Raw genomic sequence first — 18012 nt, forward strand, 5'->3', positions numbered from 1 at the left:
GTGCTCCGAGGTCGCGTCGGACGTGCGGCATACGATCGGAGGATGCCGAGTGCTCGCCTCCAGGACACCACCGATGACGCCGTCGCGCTCGTGCGCCGGTGGCTGGCGGCGTCCGCCGGGGTGAAGCCCGACCCGGGTGCTGCGCGTCTGGCCGAGGTCCTGCGCGACGAGCAGGGCCTCGACTTCACCCGTGGGTTCGTGGACAAGGTCATCCGCCCCGAAGACCCCCGGGTGGCGGCACGCAACCTCGAGCAGCTGAGCCGTGACGTCCCCGACTTCCTCGCCTGGTACCTGCGCGGGGCGGTGACGCTCGGCGGTGGGTTCGCCACCATGGCGCCCTGGGCCGTGATCCCGACCGCGCGCCGGATCCTGCGCCGGATGACCGGGCACCTGGTCATCGACGCGAGCACGAGCAAGCTCGGCCCCGCCCTCGCCAAGGTCCGCGGTCCGGGGACGCGACTGAACGTCAACCTGCTCGGCGAAGCCGTCCTCGGCAGCGCCGAGAGCGACCGACGCCTGCAGGGCACCATGGACCTGCTCGCCCGCGACGACGTCGACCACGTGTCGATCAAGGTGAGCGCCGTCGTGCCGCAGACCTCGCCGTGGGCCTTCGACCAGACGGTCGAGCGCGTCGTCGACCGGCTCGTCCCGCTCTACCGCCTGGCCACCGCACCGACGGCCGCCGGACGCCCCGCCAAGTTCATCAACCTCGACATCGAGGAGTACCGCGACCTCGACGTCACCATCGCCGTGTTCCGGGGGCTGCTCGACCGTGACGAGTTCGCCGACCTGCCGGCCGGCATCGTGCTGCAGGCCTACCTGCCCGACGCGGCGGGAGCACTCGACGCGCTGACCGAGTGGGCGCAGGAACGCCGGGCGCGCGGCGGTGCCCCGATCACGGTGCGGCTCGTCAAGGGCGCGAACCTCGCCATGGAGCACGTCGACGCGATCCTGCACGGGTGGCCCCTCGCCACGTGGGGCAGCAAGCGCGAGACCGACACGGCCTACCTCCGGATGCTCGACGCCGCACTGACGCCGGAGCGCACCGACGCCGTGCGGATCGGGGTCGCCGGACACAACCTGTTCGACCTCGCCACCGCGTGGGTGCTCGCGCAGCGCCGCGGGGTCACCGACGCGGTCGACGTCGAGATGCTGCTCGGCATGGCGTCCACCCACGCCCAGGCCGTCCGGGCCGACGTCGGGCAGATCCTGCTCTACACGCCCGTCGTGCAGCCGGACGAGTTCGACTCGGCCATCGCGTACCTGGCCCGTCGCCTGCAGGAGAGCGCGAGCCCCGAGAACTTCATCGCCGCCGCGTCCGACATCGACCACGACGCCAGCGTCTTCGAGCGGGAGCACAGCCGGTTCCTGGCGTCCGTCACCGCACTCGACGAGCCCGTCTCCGCCACCCACCGCACGCAGGACCGCCGTCGTGCGCTCGGCGAACCCGTCCTGCGCGACGCGTTCCGCAACGCCCCCGACACCGACCCGTCCATCGCCGCGAACCGGGCCTGGGCACTCGACGTCCTGCGCCGGGTGCCGCGCTCGCAGCTCGGCGCGCAGACGATCCGCGGTGCGAAGGTCGCCGACCGCTCCAAGCTCGAGCGGATCATGGCACGGACCGCCCAGGCCGGCGTGAACTGGGGGCGGCAGGACCCGTCCGACCGTGCCGAGCTCCTCGACCTCATCGGGCACGAACTCGAGACCCGCCGCGCCGACCTGATCGAGGTGATGGCCGCCGAGACGGGCACGACCTTCGCCGAGGCCGACGCCGAGGTGACCGAGGCCGTCGACGCCGCCCACTACTACGCCGAGAGCGCCCGGCGCCTCGGTGACGTCGAGGGCGCGCAGTACGTGCCGCCGCGGCTGACCGTCGTCGTGCCGCCGTGGAGCTCCCCGGTCGCGGTCCCCGCCGGTGGCGTGCTGGCGGCGCTCGCTGCGGGCAGCGGTGTCGTGCTCAAGCCCGCGCCCGAGGCGAAGCGCTCCGGTGCCGTGCTCGCCGACGTGCTCTGGGACGCCGGGGTGCCGCACTCGCTGCTGCAGCTCGTCGACCTGGCCGAGGACGAACTCGGCCGCGACCTCATCGGCCACCCCACGGTCGACCGCATCATCCTGACCGGCTCGTCCGACACCGCCCGTTCGTTCCGATGGTGGCGTGCCGGACTGCCGCTCACCGCCGGGACGAGCGGCAAGAACGCCATCGTCGTCACACCGAGCGCCGACCTCGACCTGGCGGTGCAGGACATCGTGCAGTCCGCCTTCGGGCACGCCGGACAGCAGTGCTCGGCGGCGTCCCTCCTGATCCTGGTCGGATCGGTGGGTGAGAGCGAGCGCTTCCAGCGGCAGCTCGTCGACGCGACCCGCACGCTCCGCGTCGCGTGGCCCGACGACCCCACGTCGCAGGTCGGCCCGCTCATCGCAGAACCGCAGGGCGGGCTCCGCCGCGGTCTGACCGAGCTCGGGCCGGGGGAGTCCTGGCTCGTGCAGCCCGAGGCGGTCGACGACTCCGGCCGGCTCTGGTCGCCGGGCATCCGCGACGGTGTCCGACCCGGCAGCGACTTCCACCAGACCGTGTACTCCGGCCCGGTGCTCGGCATCATGCGAGCCGAGACCCTCGAGCAGGCCATCGCCATCCAGAACGGCACCGACTTCGGGCTGACGGCGGGCATCCACTCGCTCGACGTCGACGAGGTGTCCGAGTGGCTCGCCCGCGTCCGCGCCGGCAACCTGTCCGTCAACCGCGGGATCACCGGTGCCGTCGTGGGACGTCAGCCGTTCGGCGGCTGGAAGGGTTCCTCGGTCGGCACCGGCACCAAGGCCGGCGGCCCCATGTACGTCGCGACCCTCGGCCGCTGGCTGCCCACGCCCCGGACCGTGCACAAGAGCATCCAGCTGCACGGCCTGCCCCCACGCGTCACCGCGGTGATCGAGGCCGCACGCAGCGGGCTGTCGTTCGAGGAGTTCGACCGCGTCCGCGCCGGGGCCCTGAGCGACGTGCGTGCACGAGAGACCCTCTTCCGGTCGCGGGACCTGTCCGGGCTCGTGGTGCAGCGGAACGTGCTGCGCCACCGATCCCAGTCCGTCATCGTGCGCCAGGCCGAGGACGCCTCGACCGTGGACCTCGTCCGCACGCTCGTCGCCGCGACCTCGGCACGTGCGCACATCCTGCTCAGCACGGCTCGGCCACTGCCCGGCCCGCTCACGCAGCTGCTGGCGGGGAACCGGTCGCCGCTCGACGTCGTCGACCACCTGGTGGAGTCCGACCAGGAGTTCCACGCCCGTGCGTCCTCGGGGGCCGTGTTCCAGGCGGACTGGTCCACCGATCAGGACGACCAGCCCATCGACGCGCTCGAGGCCGTGTTGTCACAGGGGCAGGACCGGCCGGCGCACACGGCGTTCGGTGGTCCCGGAGCCCGGATCCGGTTGCTCGGCGGGGACCCCCTGGCCCTCGAAGAAGCCCTGGGTGCGAGCATCGACGTCGCGATCCATGACGCCCCCGTGGTCGAGGCCGGCGTGATCGAGATGCTGCCGTACCTGCGCGAGCAGTCGGTGTCGATCACAGCGCACCGGTTCGGCGACGTCGACAGCGACTTCTCCGAGTTGCGCGTCTAGGCGTTCGCGCGTTCCGCTTCGTGCGTTCCGCTTCGTGAGCAGCAGAGGTCGGGTTCCCAGACGGGACCCGACCTCTTCTGCTCACGAAGCGATCCGAGGATCAGTCCTCGGCGTCACCCGCGTCTTCGGCCTCGACGCCGGTCTCGTCCATGCGGTCCCGCAGGTGGTCGGCCATCGCGCCGGCACCTTCACCGGCGTGGTCGTGGTCGACCTGCTCGATCAGGCCCTGCAGCTTCTCGTGGTTCGTGGCATCGGTGGCGCCGTCCATGACGGGCTCGGTCTGCTCGTTGTCGCTCATGCTCCGGACGCTACGCCGCGGTTGCTGCGGAACGGTAGTGGAGCTCGACCGCCCCGCCGTCGAACTGCGTGGTGCCGACGAGCGCGAACACCGGGGTCGGGGCCGCCACCGGCAACAGCGGTGCGCCGGCGCCGAGCGCGACCGGCATCACGGTGACCCGCAGCTCGTCGAGGAGCCCCGCCTGCTGGTACTGCGCCGCGAGCAGTCCGCCGCCGACGACCCAGACGTCACGGTCACCGGCCGCGCGCTCGAGGTCGGGCTGGTGGTCGCCGACCTCGCCGGAGACGAACCGCACGTCGACGCCGTCCGGCACCGGCAGCGTCCTCGAGGTGAACACCCACGTCGGCACGTCCGGGTAGGCCCAGGTGTCGTCGTGGGTCAGCAACCACTCGTACGTGGTCGACCCCATCGCGATCGCACCGACGCCCGCGAAGAACCGGTCGTGGTGCTCCTGGAACGGCTCGAAGCCGAACTGCAGCAGCCAGCCGAGGTCGTCGTCGGGTGCGGCCACGAACCCGTCGAGCGACGAGGCGACCGAGTAGATCGTGCTCATGTCGGGGGACGCTACCGAGCACCCCCGACAGGATCAGCGTCGGCGCTGCCCGCGACCGACCGCGGCGGCCTCGGCGACCGCCAGGACCGTCGCGATCCACAGCTGGCCGACGGCGAACCGACGGCGGTGGGGGTCGGCGACCGCGAGCGGCACCATGGTCACACCGTGCAGCGCGTCGACGACGGCGCTCAGGGTGTGCGCGTTCCCGGTGCCGGAGCGCGTGACGAGCAGCGCCTGCGCCAGCTGCCGGACACCGAGCACGCCGTGCAGGACCGCCTGCTCCCGGCCGCGCAGGGCGCGACTCAGGTGCCACAGCCCGAGTCCGGCCCGACCGATCTCGACCAGCGAGGGCGCTGCCAGCCCGGATCCCCGGCGGCTCATCGTCGTCGCCCGGCCACGAGCGCGACGGCCCCGGCGGCACCGAGCACCGCACCGATGATCCCGTTGCCGACCCGGCGGTGCTCCACCCACCAGGTCTGCGGCGACCAGGCGTGCGCGGACTCGTCGAAGACCCCGTGCGCACCGTGGTCGCCCGGCACCGGCTCGTAGAGGTTGTCCCGCATCTCGAGGCCGTCCTTGTCCGGCGCCTGCTGCCCGTCGACCAGGGTCTTGGCGGCGTACCAGTCGGCGAAGCGTCCGCTGATCCGGTTGCCGAGGATCGTGTAGACCGTCGACTCGCCCACCCAGGTGCGGCTGCGCGGTCGTTCGGCCACGGCGGCGATGGCGCGGGCGCCGACCTCGGGCTGGTAGATCGGGGCGACCGGCTGCGGGTGGTGCGGCAGCTTCGACTTCACCCACTGGAACTGGGGCGTGTTGAGCGCCGGCATGTCCACGCGGGAGACCCGGACCTTGCTGCCCTGCTCGCGGAGCTCGGAGACGACGGACTCGGTGAACCCGACGATCGCGTGCTTCGCACCGCAGTACGCGGCCTGCAGGGGGATGCCGCGGAACCCGAGCGCCGACCCGACCTGGATGACGTGGCCACGGCCACGCGGGACCATCCGCGACAGTGCGGCCCGGGTCCCGTTCACGAACCCCAGGTACGTGACGTGCAGCGCCCGTTCGAAGTCCTCCGGCGCGGTGTCGAGGAACTTGCCGAACACCCCGACCATCACGCCGTTCACCCACAGGTCGATCGGTCCGAGCTCCCGCTCGACCCGGTCGGCCGCGGCCTCGACGGCGTCGCGGTCGGAGACGTCGGCGACCAGGGCCAGCCCGCGGCGCCCGGCGGCCTCGACCTCGGCGGCCGCGGCGTCGACGCCCTCCTGACCGCGGGCCAGGACGGCCACGTCCCACCCCCGTGCGGCGAGCTCCCGGACGGTCGCCCGTCCCAGTCCTGCGGATCCACCGGTCACCACTGCCACTCGAGTCATGGCTCCCTTGTACCTGCGGTCGACCGTGCACCACTCAGCCGCTGTCCCCCGACGACCCGTGCCGCAGGGCGGTGGCCGAGCATGATGGTGGTGTGGACACGCGAGACGACCCCGTGGAACCCGAGCCGGACGCGGAGCCGCAGCCGCGCTGGATCCGCCGGACGCCGGTCGTCCCCGAGCAGTGGTGGGGGCCGCCGACGGCTCTGGCCGCCGGGGCGATGGCGATCCTGGCGATCGGTATCTGGCTGCAGCGTTCCGCCCTGCCCGTCGTTACCCCGGCCTGTGCCGTCGGGCTGGTCGGTGCGTTCGTGCTCGCGGTCGCCGGACGGCGCGCGTACTGGTACCCGAGTCGCGCGGCGTCTTGGCGCTTGCACCGCACTCGGGTCCTCGTGTGGAACGCGGTCGGCGTCGCGTTGGCGGTGTTCGCCTTCGCGGTGGGCGCACGGACGATCCTGACCGCGTACGTGGTCGGCGCGACGGGCTTGTACACGATGCGGCGCGACGACCCGACGCGGTTCGAGCGGCGCGGTCGTGCGGTGGCGTCGGCGGCCGTCGCGGTGGTGGCGGCGGTGTACGCCGTCGTGGCGTTGACGGTCCCGGTCGTCGACGAAGCGCACGCATCGCTGTGGATCGGGTGGAGCATCCTGGTCGTCCCAGTTGCCGTCGTCGTCGCGGTGCTGAACTGGCGAGCCGCGTCGAGGACGCCTGGACCCGACGTCGACGGGGCAGGGGACGCCGGCGGTCTGCGACCGGCACCGGAGCCGCCGGGCAACGACCCGCTCAGCGCCCCCGACCGAACCGCGTCGTGACCCCCGGGGAGTAGAGCACCGAGTCCGGCTCGAGCTCCGTCAGCCCGAAGGGCAGCCCGGCCGCCCCGACCAGGTCGTCCCGCAGCGACACCACCGAGGCCCGGTGCAACGGCCACGACTCGTGCTCGTTCGGCCAGAACCGCGTCCGCCCGGCCCGGTGCACGTGCATGCCCCACCGCGCCGTCAGGAAGGTCTCGAGCGGCCCCGGCTCGTCGAGCGCCTCGCCCACACGGACGTCGAGCATCGACCGCAGGTGGGTACCGTGGCGACGCATCGCGTACCCGACGCGGCCGTCACCGCTACGCGACTGGGCGACCGCCCACCGGTACGGCAGTCCGGTCGCGACGCGTGCGCCGATGGTCGGCAGGAGCTTGCCGGCGTCGAGCGACAGGAACACCACCCCGCGCTGCCCCTGTTCGTCGACCGTGTAGACGCGGACGTTCAGCTCGACGAAGTCGCCGATGCTCCCGGTCGAGAACGGCGGGAACCGCGTGTCCTCGAACCGGAACGCGATGAGGCCCACCCAGGTGGTCACCCCGTCGTCGGTGCCGTCGAGCGCCATCGTGTCGGGCCGCGTTCCGGCCGGCAGCAGCGGGGCCACCGCGGACACGTCGACGCGCCAGTGCACGAAGACGACGTCGAGCCAGTCCTGCGAGATCCAGGGGCGGCCCGGCAGGCCGGGGGCGACGGCCGGGAGGCCCGGGGTGCTCTGAGTTGGTCGGGTGTCGGTCACGATGTGGTCGCCTCCGGTTCGATGTGGGCTGCGACGGGTGCGTCGTCCCACCCCTGCTGCGGGGTGTCGCAGGTGCCGCGGAACACGTACTGCGAGGGTCGCTTGCGTTCGCTCGACGTCCAGTCGATGGCCGGCCGTCGTCGTTCCGGCGGCAGGTACCCGATCCGGTAGACGGCCATCAGCTCGAGCGACTCGGGCACACGGAGCAGTCCCTCGATCTCCTCCCACGCGCCAGGGGTCTCCATCGGGAAGGACACGAACTGGATCCCCAGGCCGAGCTCGGTCGTCGCGAGCCAGATGTTCTCCATCGCCGCGCCCATGCTGAACACCGAGTAGAAGCCGGACAGCTCCTCCTTCCGGTACTCGTGACGGTCGAGCATCACGCCGAGCAGCAGCGGCGACCCGGCGACGAGCTTCCGGTTCTCCTCACCCAGGGTCTGCGGCACCCGGAGCGTGTTCATGAGCAGTTGCCCGCGCTTCGTGAACACCTGCTTCGTGAACGGCCGCAGCGGCCCGGGGAGCTTGTCGAAGAGCATGCCGTCGCGTCGGGAGTCCATCTCGGCCTTCGAGAACCGGAAGTACGGCTTGTACCGCTCGAAGAACGTGCCCTCGGCCATGGTGCGGGTCATCGAGCTGCCGCTGATCTCGGCGACGCGGTCGATCGTCTCGCGCTCCTCGATCAGCACGAAGCGCCACGGCTGGCTGTTGAGCTGCGACGGCGCCCGGCCGGCGAGCTCCATGAGCAGCCGCTGGTGCTCGTCCGACACCGGATCGGGCAGGAACGGCCCGTTCGTCGTGCGTCGTCGTCGGATGGCCTCGAACAGCTCCACTGCTCACCTCTCTGATCGCCTGCGGGCGAGCACGGCCCCCAGGTAGGACGGTGCGGCGGCGACCGCGACCTTCCAGTGTGCTCCGGAGCGCGGGTCGGTGCGTGGAGCGACCGCCAGGGGCACGAGTGCCGGCAGCAGGAACAGCGCGGTCCGGTCGCGCGTCCACGCGGGGGTCGTCGCGGCGACGCCGGTCAGGGTCGCGGTCACGACGAACAGGCCGTGGTGCACGACGCGGAGCTTCTTCGTGCGGATCAGCCGCACGGCGACCGCGGTGCCCCACAGGCAGTTCGCGACGTAGGCGACGCTCGCAGCGGTGACCAGCTGCCGGGCCGGGCGCGATCTCGTGGGTGCCGAGCCGCGCCTCCAGACCGTCTTCCGTCCCATGCGTGGGACGTTACGCGGTCTCTCGACTGACGAGCTTGGAGAGCACGATCGCGGAGCGGGTGTGGTCGACCTGGGGTGCGAGGCGCACCTTGTCGAGCGCCTCCTCGAGCGCGGACAGGTCCTTCGAGCGCATGTGCACGACGGCGTCGGCGCTGCCGGTGACCGTGCCGGCGTCGATGACCTCGGGGACGGTGTCGAGCAGGGCACGCAGCTCGTCCGGCGAGACGGTGCCGCGGCAGTAGAGCTCGACCCAGGCCTCGGTGCCGCGGTCCTCGACGGCGGGGTCGACCTTGATCGTGAAGCCCTGGATGACGCCGTCACCGACCAGCCGGTCGACACGGCGCTTGACGGCCGAGGCCGAGAGTCCGACCACCGACCCGATGTCGCCGTAGCCGGCGCGGGCGTTGTCCCGGAGCTGATCCAGGATGCGGTGGTCGAGCGTATCCATTTGTCCCCATCGTACGCGGACTTGTTGCGAGGTCGGTGGGTCTCGCGCACGAAACGTGCGTCACCCGAACGGGTGTCACGGTCCCGCAGGCGGGGGACTGCACTCGTCGGACGGTTCATGCCAGACTTCTGAGTGGCGTCGACCTGGTCCGCTACGGCGAGTGAGCCTGCATCTCGCCGGAGCATCTCTTCAGTGGTGGTTCCTGGCAGGCTCGGACCCCGGTCCTCGGAGGACTGATGTCGAACACCGCACCCGCCACTCCCGCCGCTCCGGCCCGTGTCGCCACGAAGCGCACGATCCTGATGTGCAAGCCGGACTTCTACACCGTGAGCTACCGGATCAACCCGTGGATGCACCCGGAGGAGCCGACCGACACGTCGAAGGCCGTCGAGCAGTGGGAGTCGCTCGTCACCGTCTACGAGCAGCTCGGCTTCGACATCTCGTACATCGACCCCATCGACGGCCTGCCGGACATGGTCTACGCGGCCAACGGCGGGTTCGTCCTCGACGGCATCGCGTACGGCGCGAAGTTCCAGTACCCCGAGCGCCAGCCCGAGGGCCCGGCGTACATGGACTGGTTCCGCCAGGCCGGCCTGACCGTCGCCGAGCCGGAGCAGACCAACGAGGGCGAGGGTGACTTCCTGCTCATCGGGGACACCATCTTCGCCGGCACCGGCTTCCGGTCGGACAGCACCTCCCACGACGAGCTCGCGACGATCTACGGCCGCGAGGTCGTCACGCTCAAGCTCATCAACCCGAGCTTCTACCACCTCGACACCGCCATCGCCGTGCTCGACCCGGAGCCCGCGGCTGACGGCACCAGCAACATCGCGTACCTCGAGAGCGCCTTCGACGAGCCGTCGCTGGCGATCCTGCGCGAGCGCTTCCCCGACGCGATCATCGCGACCGAGGAGGACGCCGCGATCCTCGGTCTGAACTCGTACTCGGACGGGTACAACGTCGTGATCGCGTCGCGCGCGACCACGTTCGCGTCGCAGCTGCGTGAGAAGGGCTACAACCCGATCGGCGTCGACCTGTCCGAGCTGCTGCTCGGCGGTGGCGGTGTGAAGTGCTGCACGCTCGACCTGCACCCGGTCGGCACCGGCACCTCGGTCGCGCGTTCGCTCGGGGTCAGCTGATGTCGGCGGCAGCGTCGCTCGGGGTCAACACCGCGGCGGCGCTCGCCGTCGAGGACCGCGCCCTCGCGCACAACTACAGCCCGCTGCCCGTCGTCATCGCGTCGGGCGCCGGAGCGACCGTCACCGACGTCGACGGGAAGCAGTACCTGGACGGCCTCGCCGCGTACTCGGCGGTGAACTTCGGCCACGGCAACCCGCGGCTGCTCGACGCCGCACGGGCGCAACTCGACCGGGTGACGCTCACGAGCCGCGCGTTCGTGAACGACCAGCTCGGGCCGTTCGCCGCAGCACTGGCAGCGCTGACGGAGACCGAGATGGTCCTGCCGATGAACACCGGCGCCGAGGCCGTCGAGTCCGCGATCAAGGTGTCCCGCGCCTGGGGCTACCGCGTCAAGGGCGTGCCGTCCGAGCGGGCGACGATCATCGTCGCGTCCGGGAACTTCCACGGCCGCACCACGACGATCATCTCGTTCTCCGACGACCCCTCGGCCCATGACGACTTCGGGCCGTTCACGCCGGGCTTCCGCACGGTGCCGTACGGCGATGCCGCTGCCCTGCGCGAGGCGATGGACGAGACCGTCGTCGCCGTGCTGCTCGAGCCGATCCAGGGCGAGGGCGGCGTGGTGATCCCGCCGGAGTCCTACCTACCTGACGTCCGCGCGGTCTGCGACGAGTTCGGTGCGCTGTTCATCGCCGACGAGATCCAGTCCGGCCTCGGGCGGACGGGCCACACCCTGGCCGTGCAACGCGTCGGCGTCCAGCCCGACCTCATCACGCTCGGCAAGGCACTCGGCGGTGGGATCGTGCCGGTGTCCGCGGTGGTGGGCTCGCGCGAGGTCCTCGGTGTCCTGCGCCCCGGCGAGCACGGATCGACCTTCGGCGGGAACCCGCTCGCCGCAGCCGTCGGCGCCGAGGTCGTGGCGATGCTCGGTGAGGGCACGTTCCAGCAGCGGGCCCTCGAGGGCGAACCGCTGCTGCGCGGCCTGCTCGACGACCTCCTCGGGCACGGCGTCGTGTCGCACCGCGTGGCCGGACTCTGGGCCGGCATCGACATCGACCCCGCGCTCGGCACCGGCAAGGCGATCGCGAAGGACCTCGCCGACCGCGGGCTCCTGGTGAAGGACACCCACGGGTCGACGATCCGCTTCGCGCCGCCGCTCGTCGTCACCGACGACGAGGTGGGGCAGGCGGTCGGGACGCTCGGTGAGGTACTCGCTGCGCGGGCCTAATGGTAGGCCGCGATGTTCAAGGTCTACAACGGCCCGCTGTGGCTACCTGATGCCGTCAACTCGCTGTGTTAACCGGGGTCGGCGGTGTACATGACGACCATCAAATGATCAGCGCCCGCCGCGAAGTCAATGTTCCTTGGACTAGGTTAGTTGACTTCCGACCCGCCGATATCGACCCACAGGAACCGTCGCAGGATGCTGAGGTCGGTGAACCAGCTTTCCGTACAGTCGGGCTCCACCCAATTTCGACTAAACGAGAGCAAAGAGCACCTAGCGTGATGTGCTTAGCACCAGTCCCGCGGTAGGCCGACGCGAAAGAGTCGGCGTTCTCCTCGAGTGCCCTCGCTAGGATTGGCAACGCCGAGCCGTCCGGGGTTCGGAGAGCGTATAGGCAATCACTGAGGACGTATTCGCCACCATCGACTTCTACTGGCGCCGACCATCGTCCGACCCGGGAAAGCAGAAGGAACGGTGCAACGTCAGCGAGTGACTTCGGCGCGTACCGGGATTCGTTGCTCAGCGGGGCGCGCAGACTAGTGGTATGTAGGAAGGGAACTGCGTTCGATTCGAACTTCAAGTTGGGGACGCGGAAAACAGGAACACGACCACGTATGATCTCCACACATCGACAATCAGTCATTGATGGTTCGTGCAGAGCCCATTCTGCGATAGCGTCTCGTTCTCTCGGGAACGGGTTGGACACTCTTCGCTCCATATGTACCAGAACCACTGAGACGCGGGCGCCTGGGAAATACGAACTGTCGTCCACTTTGCAAACACGGACATCAAACGACCGGCGGAGAGCACTCCAGAGCGCGCCGTAACGATCAGATGTCAGGGCCCCTTCTGGAAGGATGGCCAAGAAGCCGTGAGTCGGATGCAACTCACGAATTGTGGTCAACAAAAATTCGAGCGAGGGTGCGACCTTGAAAGTAAACCCGTCGAGTTCAAAGACCCGACCCGCTTGACCGCGTGTTGAAAACGGAGGGTTCATCACCACTGCCCCGACACTGAGCCTAGCGCGGCGCCATGCCCGAGTCGCTCGCCTTGAGGGCTCCGAGAGCGTGTCGCCAACGCTCAACGACCAGGAGGGTTCGGCGCGGCGGAGCTCTTCGATCGCGCGGCGATTTATATCGATGCCGACTAGCTCTACTCGGTCTCCGAAGCGGTCCGACGCCGCACGGAGAAGCGACCCAGCTCCCGCCGCTGGGTCGAGAAGTGTCCCAGAGAAGGTATCAGGAAGGAACTCAATCAGGCGACGCGCGAGCTTTGCGGGCGTGTAAAAGGCGTCAATTCCTGCCATGCGGTCAGAGGTCACGGTATCGCAGATAATTCGAGATCTCATAGGCGTAGAAACTCCCCGCACCTGTTGTTCTGCCTTTGGATCTCTTCGGGTTATCATAGATCAATTCGGTGGTTGTGGGATTCTTGAGAGCGTAAAGGATCGCGCCGAGGGAATGCGGCTTCGTGCCAATTGGCGCCACGCGCAGATTTCCGCCGAGCTGCGCATGGATACGCTCCAGCGCCTCGAACGCTTCAAAAGGACAGCTCGCGCGCGCAAGTTCAACTCTCCTCTCCATGTGATCGAGGGAAAGCATTGAATGATTCGCCAGGTAGGTATACATCGGGTATTCGATGCGAAAGCCCGGCGAGCCGATCACGGGAGTCGTTTGCGGGATATCGACATCTTCTTGGTCGAGGATGTGCTCGAGGCGCGCACCTTCAAATCCTAGCAGGGGTACGAAATGCCCGCGGGCACCTCTTCGGCTCAGCCGGGCGAAACCGGGCAGGGGAGCGATACCTTTCGTGGTACTAAGGTCATAAACGTTGCCCGGCAACTCGTCACTACGATTATAGTCCTGCGGCTCGGCATAAAGCACCAGCAGATTCGTGTCGGTCCGGACGAAGGCTGCGACCATCGGAGCCCAGACTCTATGCTCCAGTCCCGTGATGTCGATAGCAATGCTCCCGCTAAGCGACTGAACCAAGTGGTCAAGGTCGTCTGATTCGTAAAGGGACGCATTCTCGGTAATCCCTTCGACAGCCAGTGTATCGTCGTCGAGAACGTTGACTAGGTGCAAACCGAAGGTTGTTGCGTCCGCGAGGGCGGCCAAAGCTGCTGAGACTCGATCCTCCGTGATACTTGACCCATGGAGCACATGATCTACGTCGAGGAGCGCCACATCTTCGATGCCCAATTTTCTAGTGAAGGACGGAGTTATGGAACTCACTCCTGTACCTCAAAGAGCGAGAGTTGATCTGGTATGCCCTGTAACTGAGTTCCCCGGGTAGCGAGAATTCTCTGTATTGTGCTTGCAGCATACTCGCGAGATGTCATAGATAGCAGATCATCCGCGCCAATCGTCATGCGACGCTTTCGCCGAGGGCTGTATTGGAAGTAGGCGGCGAACAACGGGTGCAGTTGGTAGTCCCTCTCCTTGATACTCGGGGTGGCGGTCCCGTTCTTGTCTGCCTCAAAGGCAAGCACGAGACCCTGACCGATTGCATCGTTGAGTAGAGACTCGACCTCGGTCGCCGGCGCGTGGCTGGCGTTGAATTGAACGCGGAATTGAGCGACTTCGGGTGTGGCCAATGTCCTCTCTTTGGCGAGCGTCCCGAAGATGCTCCCGAGCCCCAGAGAAAGGCGAGTGAGCGCCGCTCCATTCCTCGACCAGCCCTGAAGATCTTGAATGGTGGTCTCGCCAACCTTCGCTGCTGCCCGAGTTTGTTCCTTAATCCCAATGGGCCTAATCAACGGTGCCGCTCCGGGCACATTTGCACGCAAAGCTTCGTATACTAGTCGTATCAGGTAACGGATGTTTCCGTCCGCGAGCTGGCAGAAGGTCTTCCATCCAGCGTAGAACTTGCGGTCGCCCACCTTTCCTTGTCGGATAGCGAACAGCACGGCATATCCGTAATTCGTAACGCGATCCTTCCATGCTGCGGGATCGTTGAATGCGAAGTTTACGAGAGTGGTAATGCTCTCGTCGTGAGATTCAGCCCATCGCACGACCAAGGCGGCTTCAACTGCAGTCATGGCTTCAGCGCAAGTAACCAATCCTTCGGCGGCCCGGTTCTGTTCAAGGTGCTTCAACATCTCCGCCTTGAGGCGACCAGCTCCCAGCGTTCTCGCCTCCTCTTCAAGCGTCAGATGCGGTAGGAGAGCAGTCAGCGCAGGCAGTTCCTGGTTTAGGGAACTGAAACGATGCCTGACGACCGTCTCGGCAAAGGTCTCGAATGAATCGTCCTTGAGGTGGTCTACTATGTCGACGACGCCGTAGTCAGCTGGATACTGAAGTGGCTGGCCGGGGATCGCAGTGCTTCGCTCCATAGCCACAGAGCTTCGAACGCCGATCTTGAACGTGAACGGCGCAGCACCAACCTGTTTGATCAATGTATTTAGCGAGGCTTGCTGATCGGAGCTAAGATTCTCATACTCGTCAAGGCAGAACATGAATGGCGAGGTGCGTGCGATGGCATCCCCTCGAATCGCGTCGAACAGATATTCAAGCGGCTTCCCGGCCACCGAGTAGTTCCGCTCCTTCAGGCTCGCAACACTGCTATTGAGAGCGCCTTCAAGGGCGGCTATCTCATAGTCGATGTTGTCGAGTAAACCACCCACCGTGTCCGCTTCACGAACATGAGCGGATAGTGAATATCTCCGGATGAGACGCTTATCGATTGATAGTGTCCGGTCTTGTGACTCTATTGCGGATAAATATTCGACGTAAATGGTTGAAAGTTTGAGGTTCAGGTAGTGGTCGAATGCTCGTTGCCATGTCTCAGCGTCGAGTCCTCGCCCCTTGAAGGCCGCGACAACGCTGGGTTCAAGCTTCCAATAGCCTCCGATGACGTCCCACTGCTCCGGATCATTCGAACGCGTGAGCCGTGCCTGGCCTGGATGTGCCATTAAGCGCAGGGTAGTGGTCTTCCCGGTGCCGCGGCCGCCCACCAAGAAGCTCGGCGTGATCCCCGTCAATTCATCGAAGTAGAGGGGCTTTGTGTATGCACGATGTATAGTCTCGTCATCTTCATACTCCGCGCGAACATGACCTAGGGCTCGGTCGAGCAGTTCCAGCTTAGATCCGGTGACGCTCATTCGACTATAGCCGTCCATTCTGGCTTTGTTTCTGGTCCGTTCCACTGGAGGACCGGCACCGTGTTGTTTGGAGTCTTTCGTATCAAGGAAATTGCGAGAGCAGAACCGCCATAGCCGCCGATACCTGACTTTGCGTGCCCAGTACGAGTGGCATATTTGACGAGCCAATCCGCGATTTCCGAGCGCATCTCAGTTGGAACAATCCGGGAAAATGGGTCGAGTAAGCTGTATTGCGACTCGAGAAGGTGCGCAGGGCGCACGAGAACGGGCGTGTCCTGCTCGATCTTCTGCTTGGCTTTCTCAGTGGCTACAACAGGGCAAAAGAAGCATGTCGCGATCTGTGCGGCGGCATGTAGCTCTGCTAGTGAGTGTTTGCCCGCGGGGGCGTGGTACTTCCGTTGCCAGTGGCGAGTGAACTGAGTGCCTGTGGCGGCGAGGTCGTCCAAAAATATGATCGACCGCCCCGGATTCTTGATTATTTGTGTTACAAGCTGTTCCCCGGTATGAATGTTGTTGCTATCGATACCGATCTCCTCAGCAATAGTGGCAAAGGTATAGCCGGATGCGGTTGGGTCTCCTGATTGGCCGAGCGGGAATGAAACAATGCTCTCTGTAATGAACGATTGCCATGCCAGAAGTCGATCGGGGCTGTCGTAGAACTGCGGTTCGGTGGATAGTGCAGTGACAGCGGCGCGAGTGGCCTGGGTCATCTCCTCTGCGTTCACGTGGACGTAGCCCTCGGCGACTGTCAGCGCTATTTCCCTGTCCCGGCCCTCGTCGAAGTTCAGCAGCCACTTGGATAGGCGGACCCGCGCGGGCGGTGGCCATACGCCGATGTCGGACAGGTACCGCCGTGACTCAATCAGGCGTGCTTCGTCCATTATTCCTCCGGCGGTCAGATCGACTTGTGATTTGTCAACTGTACGAGGTCCGACGGGCAGGCAACGGACGCCACGTGGAACGGCTCCGTCGGCGCGGCGCGTAGGCGAGGTATGCGGACGGGGCGCCGCGCCACGGGTGGTTGGAGCCGTCGATACAGCTCCAAAGCGAGTGGTCTGGGCATGACGGACGACTTGGCACGAGCGGTGGGATATGCCCGCAGGGCGGTCGAAAGGCTCTGGTCGTGTGGCGCCGGCCTCCTAACAGGAGCTCGAGGTCGCCGAATGTACCGCGCCGCCACTGCGGTTAGGCGCCGGGCTCGCGGCGAGGCGGTGTCGTCGGCTGCTGGAAGGCGCCGCGGTGCTGGCCGCGAGGTAGCCGCGACCACGCGCTGGAGGCACGGACCGGGGACGACTAGCGCCGCGCCTCCGGTCCGTGGATCAGACCGCCCAGCGCTCCGCCAGCTCGTCCATCAGCCCGTCGAGCCGCTCGTCGACGACCTGCTCCTCGGGGTGCGCCTCGTACCAGGCGATGACCTCGCGCACCCCCTGCCGGTACGGCGTGCGGGGCCGGTACCAGGGCACGAGCGACCGCACCTTGCTGTTGTCGAACACCGAGCTGTTCGCCTTGTCGCCGAGCAATGCCGCGCCCCACTCCGGGTCCACCGCGTTGATGGCGTCCGCCGGCACGTGCACGATCCGCAGGTCGTCGACCCCGGCCGCCGCCGCGATCTCCTGCGCGATGGCGTTCCACGTCGGCGCCTCGTCGCTCGTGATCGTGAACGGCTCGCCGATGGCCTCGGCCCGGTCGAGCAGCCCCGTGAACCCGACCGCGAAGTCGCGGCTGTGCGTGAGCGTCCACAGCGAGCTGCCGTCGCCCGTGATGATGATCGGCTTGCCGGCGCGCATCCGCGCGACCGCGGTCCACCCGCCGGTCAGCGGCAGCTTCGTCTCGTCGTAGGTGTGCGACGGCCGCACGATCGTCACCGGGAAGTCCTGCTCCCGGTACGCCTGCACCAGCAGCTCCTCGCACGCGATCTTGTCGCGCGAGTACTGCCAGTACGGGTTCTTCAGCGGTGTCGACTCCGTGATCGGCAGGTGCGTCGCGGGCGTCTGGTACGCCGAGGCCGAGCTGATGAACACGTACTGCCGCGTCCGCCCGGCGAAGAAGTCGACGTCGGCCTGCACCTGGTCCGGTGTGAAGGCGATCCAGTTCACGACCACGTCGAAGCGCTGGTCGCCGAGTGCGTCCGCCAGTGCGCTGCGGTCCGACACGTCGGCCTGGAGGCGCGTCACACCCTCCGGGATCGGCCTGCCCCCGGTGGTCCCCCGGTTGAGCACGGTGACGTCGAACCCCTGCTCGACGGCTTCCCGGACGCAGGCGGCGCTGATGACGCCGCTCCCGCCGATGAACAACACGCTCGCTCCGGTCATGGATGCTCCCTCGCTTCCGGCGGCACCGCTCTGTGCCGCAACCCTTTCGATCCTGCCCCTCAGATGCTGGGTCGGGCATGGAGCACCGTGCGCAGCGACGTAACGGTAACCGGTACGGTGGTTGTGAAGACCCCGGAACGATCACTGGCCCAGGCCACATCGCCGGGGCTTCGTCTTTCCCCACCACTCCTGA

The 18012-nt window shown here is 67.4% G+C and carries 17 protein-coding genes; 4 read left to right on the plus strand and 13 right to left on the minus strand.

The features are described 5' to 3' along the window. Positions 1–42: 42 nt before the first annotated feature. On the plus strand, positions 43–3612 hold the full coding sequence (locus Q9R26_RS16150) for a bifunctional proline dehydrogenase/L-glutamate gamma-semialdehyde dehydrogenase (RefSeq protein WP_311227888.1): 3570 nt from the start codon (positions 43–45) through the stop codon (positions 3610–3612). 100 nt (positions 3613–3712) lie between these two features. Here Q9R26_RS16150 and Q9R26_RS16155 read toward each other — a convergent pair whose 3' ends face one another. Genes Q9R26_RS16155 through Q9R26_RS16170 form a run of 4 tightly spaced genes read right to left on the minus strand, consistent with a single transcriptional unit; the run spans position 3713 to position 5836 of the window. Next, the gene (locus Q9R26_RS16155; protein WP_209132683.1) at positions 3713–3910 is read right to left on the minus strand and encodes a hypothetical protein; all 198 of its coding nucleotides are present in this window, start codon (positions 3908–3910) and stop codon (positions 3713–3715) included. 10 nt (positions 3911–3920) lie between these two features. After that, positions 3921–4463: a dihydrofolate reductase family protein gene (locus Q9R26_RS16160; protein WP_311227889.1), complete on the minus strand. Its 543-nt coding sequence runs from the start codon at positions 4461–4463 to the stop codon at positions 3921–3923. Between the two features lie 33 nt (positions 4464–4496). Continuing rightward, entirely contained in the window at positions 4497–4844 is a 348-nt protein-coding gene (locus tag Q9R26_RS16165; RefSeq protein ID WP_311227890.1) for a hypothetical protein, read from the minus strand. Next, the gene (locus Q9R26_RS16170; RefSeq protein ID WP_209132685.1) at positions 4841–5836 is read right to left on the minus strand and encodes an SDR family oxidoreductase; all 996 of its coding nucleotides are present in this window, start codon (positions 5834–5836) and stop codon (positions 4841–4843) included. Before Q9R26_RS16170 ends, Q9R26_RS16165 begins: the two co-directional genes overlap by 4 nt. Positions 5837–5928: 92 nt before the next feature. Between Q9R26_RS16170 and Q9R26_RS16175 the strand changes: the two genes are divergently transcribed. Further along, the gene (locus Q9R26_RS16175) at positions 5929–6645 is read left to right on the plus strand and encodes a hypothetical protein (RefSeq protein ID WP_311227891.1); all 717 of its coding nucleotides are present in this window, start codon (positions 5929–5931) and stop codon (positions 6643–6645) included. Here Q9R26_RS16175 and Q9R26_RS16180 read toward each other — a convergent pair. The 4 genes from Q9R26_RS16180 to Q9R26_RS16195 are packed head-to-tail and all read right to left on the minus strand — an operon-like array spanning position 6617 to position 9040. Further along, positions 6617–7378 (minus strand): YqjF family protein, encoded by a 762-nt coding sequence (locus Q9R26_RS16180; RefSeq protein WP_209132687.1) that lies wholly within the window; start codon positions 7376–7378, stop codon positions 6617–6619. The genes Q9R26_RS16175 and Q9R26_RS16180 overlap by 29 nt on opposite strands. Then, the gene (locus Q9R26_RS16185) at positions 7375–8208 is read right to left on the minus strand and encodes a nitroreductase family protein (protein ID WP_311227892.1); all 834 of its coding nucleotides are present in this window, start codon (positions 8206–8208) and stop codon (positions 7375–7377) included. Before Q9R26_RS16185 ends, Q9R26_RS16180 begins: the two co-directional genes overlap by 4 nt. Before the next feature lie 3 nt (positions 8209–8211). Next, positions 8212–8592 (minus strand): hypothetical protein, encoded by a 381-nt coding sequence (locus Q9R26_RS16190; RefSeq protein ID WP_311227893.1) that lies wholly within the window; start codon positions 8590–8592, stop codon positions 8212–8214. A gap of 10 nt (positions 8593–8602) precedes the next feature. Next, a complete protein-coding gene (locus Q9R26_RS16195; protein ID WP_017887694.1) occupies positions 8603–9040 on the minus strand; it encodes an Lrp/AsnC family transcriptional regulator in 438 nt (145 codons plus the stop codon). Between the two features lie 236 nt (positions 9041–9276). Here Q9R26_RS16195 and ddaH point away from each other — a divergent pair, with 236 nt between their 5' ends. Beyond that, complete coding sequence (gene ddaH, locus Q9R26_RS16200; protein ID WP_262139756.1) at positions 9277–10179, plus strand: dimethylargininase; 903 nt, start codon at positions 9277–9279, stop codon at positions 10177–10179. Then, the gene (rocD, locus tag Q9R26_RS16205) at positions 10179–11408 is read left to right on the plus strand and encodes an ornithine--oxo-acid transaminase (RefSeq protein ID WP_311227894.1); all 1230 of its coding nucleotides are present in this window, start codon (positions 10179–10181) and stop codon (positions 11406–11408) included. The genes ddaH and rocD overlap by 1 nt, the downstream gene beginning before the upstream one ends. Positions 11409–11508: 100 nt before the next feature. Here rocD and Q9R26_RS18650 read toward each other — a convergent pair whose 3' ends face one another. From Q9R26_RS18650 to Q9R26_RS16225, 5 genes are all read right to left on the minus strand, one after another. After that, positions 11509–12810 (minus strand): N-6 DNA methylase, encoded by a 1302-nt coding sequence (locus Q9R26_RS18650; protein WP_396136838.1) that lies wholly within the window; start codon positions 12808–12810, stop codon positions 11509–11511. Beyond that, positions 12716–13606 carry a hypothetical protein gene (locus tag Q9R26_RS16210; RefSeq protein WP_311227895.1) on the minus strand — a complete coding sequence of 297 codons (891 nt, stop codon included), beginning with the start codon at positions 13604–13606 and terminating at the stop codon, positions 12716–12718. Before Q9R26_RS16210 ends, Q9R26_RS18650 begins: the two co-directional genes overlap by 95 nt. Positions 13607–13635: 29 nt before the next feature. Continuing rightward, a complete protein-coding gene (locus Q9R26_RS16215) occupies positions 13636–15507 on the minus strand; it encodes a hypothetical protein (protein WP_311227896.1) in 1872 nt (623 codons plus the stop codon). Continuing rightward, positions 15504–16388: a hypothetical protein gene (locus Q9R26_RS16220; protein ID WP_311227897.1), complete on the minus strand. Its 885-nt coding sequence runs from the start codon at positions 16386–16388 to the stop codon at positions 15504–15506. Before Q9R26_RS16220 ends, Q9R26_RS16215 begins: the two co-directional genes overlap by 4 nt. Before the next feature lie 438 nt (positions 16389–16826). Then, positions 16827–17819 (minus strand): NAD-dependent epimerase/dehydratase family protein, encoded by a 993-nt coding sequence (locus Q9R26_RS16225; protein ID WP_311227898.1) that lies wholly within the window; start codon positions 17817–17819, stop codon positions 16827–16829. Between the last annotated feature and the right edge of the window lie 193 nt (positions 17820–18012).

Origin of the sequence: Curtobacterium sp. BRB10 (assembly GCF_031844325.1) — a bacterium.
Classification (GTDB): Bacteria; Actinomycetota; Actinomycetes; order Actinomycetales; family Microbacteriaceae; genus Curtobacterium; species Curtobacterium poinsettiae_A.